6 protein-coding genes are annotated in these 4,132 nt (G+C 64.8%); 5 read left to right on the top strand and 1 reads right to left on the bottom strand.

Features of this window, described 5'->3' with window-relative positions; all coding sequences use genetic code 11:
* The 5 genes from dapF to RMN84_RS06865 all read left to right on the top strand — a co-directional run.
* On the top strand, positions 1–545 hold a 545-nt coding region (gene dapF / locus RMN84_RS06885; protein ID WP_309611444.1), incomplete at its 5' end, for a diaminopimelate epimerase.
* 25 nt (positions 546–570) lie between these two features.
* Positions 571–1,485, top strand: coding sequence for a signal recognition particle-docking protein FtsY (ftsY, locus tag RMN84_RS06880; RefSeq protein ID WP_309611443.1), 915 nt, complete (start codon positions 571–573; stop codon positions 1,483–1,485).
* Positions 1,482–2,072: a septation protein A gene (locus tag RMN84_RS06875; RefSeq protein WP_309611442.1), complete on the top strand. Its 591-nt coding sequence runs from the start codon at positions 1,482–1,484 to the stop codon at positions 2,070–2,072. Before ftsY ends, RMN84_RS06875 begins: the two co-directional genes overlap by 4 nt.
* Positions 2,069–3,019, top strand: a complete 951-nt coding sequence (locus RMN84_RS06870; protein ID WP_309611441.1) for an ABC transporter ATP-binding protein — start codon at positions 2,069–2,071, stop codon at positions 3,017–3,019. Before RMN84_RS06875 ends, RMN84_RS06870 begins: the two co-directional genes overlap by 4 nt.
* Entirely contained in the window at positions 3,016–3,777 is a 762-nt protein-coding gene (locus RMN84_RS06865; protein WP_309611440.1) for an ABC transporter permease, read from the top strand. The genes RMN84_RS06870 and RMN84_RS06865 overlap by 4 nt, the downstream gene beginning before the upstream one ends.
* A 4-nt stretch (positions 3,778–3,781) precedes the next feature.
* Here the strand turns inward: RMN84_RS06865 and RMN84_RS06860 are convergent.
* The coding region (locus RMN84_RS06860) for a Fe-Mn family superoxide dismutase (protein WP_309611439.1) at positions 3,782–4,132 on the bottom strand (351 nt) is incomplete at its 5' end.

The following is a 4,132-nucleotide window of genomic DNA, read 5'->3' as shown; positions in this document are numbered from 1 at the left end:
CGGCGATCGAGACCAGTGGCGGGCTGCTCACCGGATCGGTCGAGGGCGCGACGATCGAGGTGGTGCTGGAGCCGCCGCGCTTCGCCTGGGACGCGATTCCGCTGGCCTATGCGATGGACAGCGCCGCGTTGCCGATGGCGTGGGACGAGCTGGCCAACCCCGCCGCGGTCAACGTCGGCAATCCGCACCTGATATTCTTCGCCGACGCAATCGACGACGAGCGGCTGGCGCTGCTCGGCCCGCGCATTGAGCACGACCCCGCCTTCCCCGACCGCATCAACGTCAATGTCGCAGTGATCGAGGACGGCGGCATCCGCCTCAGCACATGGGAGCGCGGCGTGGGCCTGACGCTGGCGTGCGGCACCGGTGCTTGTGCGACGGCAATCGCGGCGATCCGGGCGAAGCGCGCGACCTCGCCGGTCGAAGTGCGTATGAAGGGCGGCACGCTGACCATCGCCTGGGCACCGGGCGAGCCGATCCGCATGCGCGGCCCCGCGACCCACGTCTTCACCGGCACCATCGACCTCGCGGCGTTCGCGGGATGAGCATCGGCTTGATCGGAATATTCGCATGAGCTGGCTCGACCGCCTCACCGGCGGGTTCAAGAAGACCGCCGACCGGCTGGGCGAGAACCTCACTGGCCTGACGTCGAAGGCCGCGCTCGACAGCGCGACACTCGACGATATCGAGGAGGCGCTGGTCGCCTCCGACCTCGGCCCGCAAGCATCGAAGCGCATCCGCGAGGCGATCGCCGCGCGCACCTACGATCAGCTCGACGAGCGCGGCCTGCGCACCATCCTCGCCGAGGAGATCGAGGCGATCCTCGCCCCCGTCGCCAAGCCGCTCGACGTGTGGGGCTTCCCCCGCCCGCACGTCATCCTGGTCATCGGCGTCAACGGATCGGGCAAGACCACCACCATCGGCAAGCTCGGCCATCTCCTCAAGGAGCAGGATTATGGCGTGATGCTCGCCGCCGGCGACACCTTTCGCGCCGCGGCGATCGAGCAGCTCAAGATCTGGGGCGAGCGCATCGGTGCGCCGGTGATCATGGGCAAGGAAGGCGGCGACGCGGCCGGGATCGTCTATGACGGGGTCAAGCAGGCAACCGCGACCGGCATCGACGCGTTGATTGTCGATACCGCCGGGCGGCTCCAGAACAAGACCCATTTGATGGACGAATTGTCGAAAGTCCGTCGCGTCCTCGGCCGCCTCAACCCCGAGGCACCGCACGACGTCATCCTCGTCCTCGACGCAACAACCGGGCAGAACGCATTGAACCAGATTGAAGTTTTCCGCGACCTTGCCGGCGTGACAGGGTTGGTCATGACCAAGCTCGATGGCACCGCGCGCGGCGGCATCCTGGTCGCGGCGGCGGAGAAGTTCGGCCTCCCGATCCACGCCATCGGCGTGGGCGAAGGGGTCGATGACCTGCGCCCATTCGATCCCCGCGCCGTCGCCCGCGCCATCGCCGGGCTCCCGTCATGATGGCGAAACGCGAAGTGAGCACCGGCGTCCGCCTCCTGCTCGACCTTGGCCCGCTGATCCTGTTCTTCGTCGCCAATGCGAAGTTCGGCGTGTTCACCGGCACCGCCATCTTCATCGCCGCGTTCGTACTGTCGCTGATCGTCAGCTTCGCGCTGACCCGCACCCTCTCAGCGTTGCAGCTGTTTTCGGGCGGGCTGGTTATCGTCATGGGCGGGCTGACTTTGTGGCTACACAACGAGACGTTCATCAAAATCAAGCCGACGATCTATTACACGATCGTCGCCGCGCTGCTGGTCTTCGGCCTGCTGACGCGGCGCCCGCTGCTCAAAAGCGTGCTCGGCTCGGCCTATCCGGGGCTCAGCCCGCGCGGCTGGGACCGGCTCACGCTCAACTGGGCCCTGTTCTTCGTCGCCATGGCCCTCGCCAACGAGGCCGTGTGGCGCAATGTCACGACCGCCCAATGGATCAGCTACAAATTGTGGATCGCCATCCCCGCGACCTTCCTGTTTGCCATCGCCAACCTGCCGATGCTGATGCGCCACGGGCTGCAGACTAGCGCCGAACCCAAGGAACTTCCCCCCGAATGAGCGACACGATCCTCTCGATCCGCGGCCTGCGCAAAGCCTATGCCAGCGGCACCGAAGCGCTCAAGGCGGTCGATCTCGATATCCGGCGCGGCGAGATTTTTGCCCTGCTTGGCCCCAATGGCGCGGGCAAGACGACGCTCATCTCGATTGTCTGCGGCATCGTCACGGCTACCGCCGGAACGGTGCTGGTCGATGGCAAGGACCATGCCGCCGATTATCGCCACGCCCGCCAGCGGATCGGCCTCGTTCCCCAGGAGCTGACCACCGATGCGTTCGAGACAGTGTGGACGACGACCCGCTTCAGCCGCGGCCTTTATGGCAAGCCGCGCGACGACGCGAAGCTCGAAACCCTGCTGCGCCGCCTGTCGCTGTGGGACAAGCGCGATACGAAGATGATGGAATTATCCGGGGGCATGAAGCGCCGCGTGATGATCGCCAAGGCGCTGAGCCACGAGCCGGCCCTGCTGTTTCTCGACGAGCCGAGCGCCGGGGTCGACGTCGAATTGCGCCGCGACATGTGGGACCTGGTCCGCCAGCTGCGCAACGACGGCACGACGATCATCCTCACGACTCATTATATCGAGGAGGCCGAGGAAATGGCCGACCGCGTGGGCGTCATCGCGCGCGGCGAACTGATCGCGGTCGAAGAAAAGGCATCGCTGATGGCGCGGCTTGGCAAGAAGACGCTCAAGGTGATCCTCAACGAGCCCCTCACCGCGATCCCGCCCGAACTCGGCGAGTGGCAGGTGACGACCGAGGACGAAGGCCGCACGCTGGCCTACTCGTTCGACAGCCACGCCGAACGCACCGGCATCGCCGGACTGATGCGCCGGCTGGGCGAGCTCGGCATCGGCTACAAGGACCTCTCAACCGACCAGTCGAGCCTCGAGGATATCTTCGTCTCGTTGGTCCATGACGGGGCCACAAACGCTGGAGCAGTTGCATGAACTGGAACGGCGTTGCCGCCATCTACCGCTTCGAAATGGCCCGCGCGCAGCGCACCCTGTGGCAGAGCCTGGTCGCCCCGGTGATTACCACCGCCCTCTATTTCGTGGTGTTCGGATCGACCTTGGGAGGGCGAATGTCGGCGATGAACGGAGTTGCCTTCGGCAGCTTCATCGTCCCCGGCCTAACCCTGCTGTCGGTGTTCATGCAGTCGATCTTCAACGCCAGTTTCGGTATTTATTTTCCGAAGTTTACCGGCACTATCTATGAACTTCTCTCAGCCCCGATTTCCAGCCTGGAGACGGTCCTCGCCTATGTTGGCGCGGCGGCGACCAAGTCGATGGTGCTGGCGTTGGTGACGCTGGCGACGGCGACGATCTTCGTCCCTGTTCGCATCGATCATCCGCTGGCGATGATCGCCTTCCTGCTCGCGATCTGTACCGCCTTCTGTCTCATGGGCTTCGTCATCGGCATCTGGGCGAAGAATTTCGAGCAGTTGCAGATCGTGCCCATGCTGGTCGTCACCCCGCTGACCTTTCTTGGCGGTGCGTTTTATTCGGTCACCGCGCTGGCCGAGCCGTGGCGCACGGTCACCCTCTTCAACCCGGTGGTCTATCTGATCAGCGGTTTCCGCTGGTCGTTCTACAGCCGCGCCGACGTGCCGGTTCTGGCGAGTGTCGCGGTGACGGCGGGGATCATCGCGATCTGCCTCGCCGCCACCAGCTGGATTTTCCGGACGGGGTACCGGTTGAAGCAGTAGTCTTTTACTCCTGCGCCTCCAGCACCTTGGCCTGCTGATCTGCCCGGCTCGCGCCCTCGCCGTCGAGGTTCTGGGCGACAAAATCCCAGTTGACGATATTCTCCAGGACGGTCTTCAGGAATTTCGGGCGCTCGTTGCGATAGTCGATGTAGTAGGCGTGTTCCCACACGTCGAGGGTCAACAAGGGTATCAACCCGTGCGCTACCGGCGTGTCGGCGTCGTGCAGGCTGGTAATCTTGAGCTTGCCGCTGTCGAGCACAAGCCAGCCCCAGCCGCTGGCGAAATGGTCGGTCGCCTCCTTCGCCAGTTTCTCGACCAGCGTCGCATGATCGCCGAACTCGCTGGCGATCATCTC

The sequence above is a fragment of the Sphingomonas sp. genome (assembly GCF_031380695.1).
Classification (GTDB): domain Bacteria; phylum Pseudomonadota; class Alphaproteobacteria; order Sphingomonadales; family Sphingomonadaceae; genus Sphingomicrobium.
Note: the sequence above shows the minus strand (reverse complement) of the source record. Positions and strands in the feature narration are given on the sequence as shown.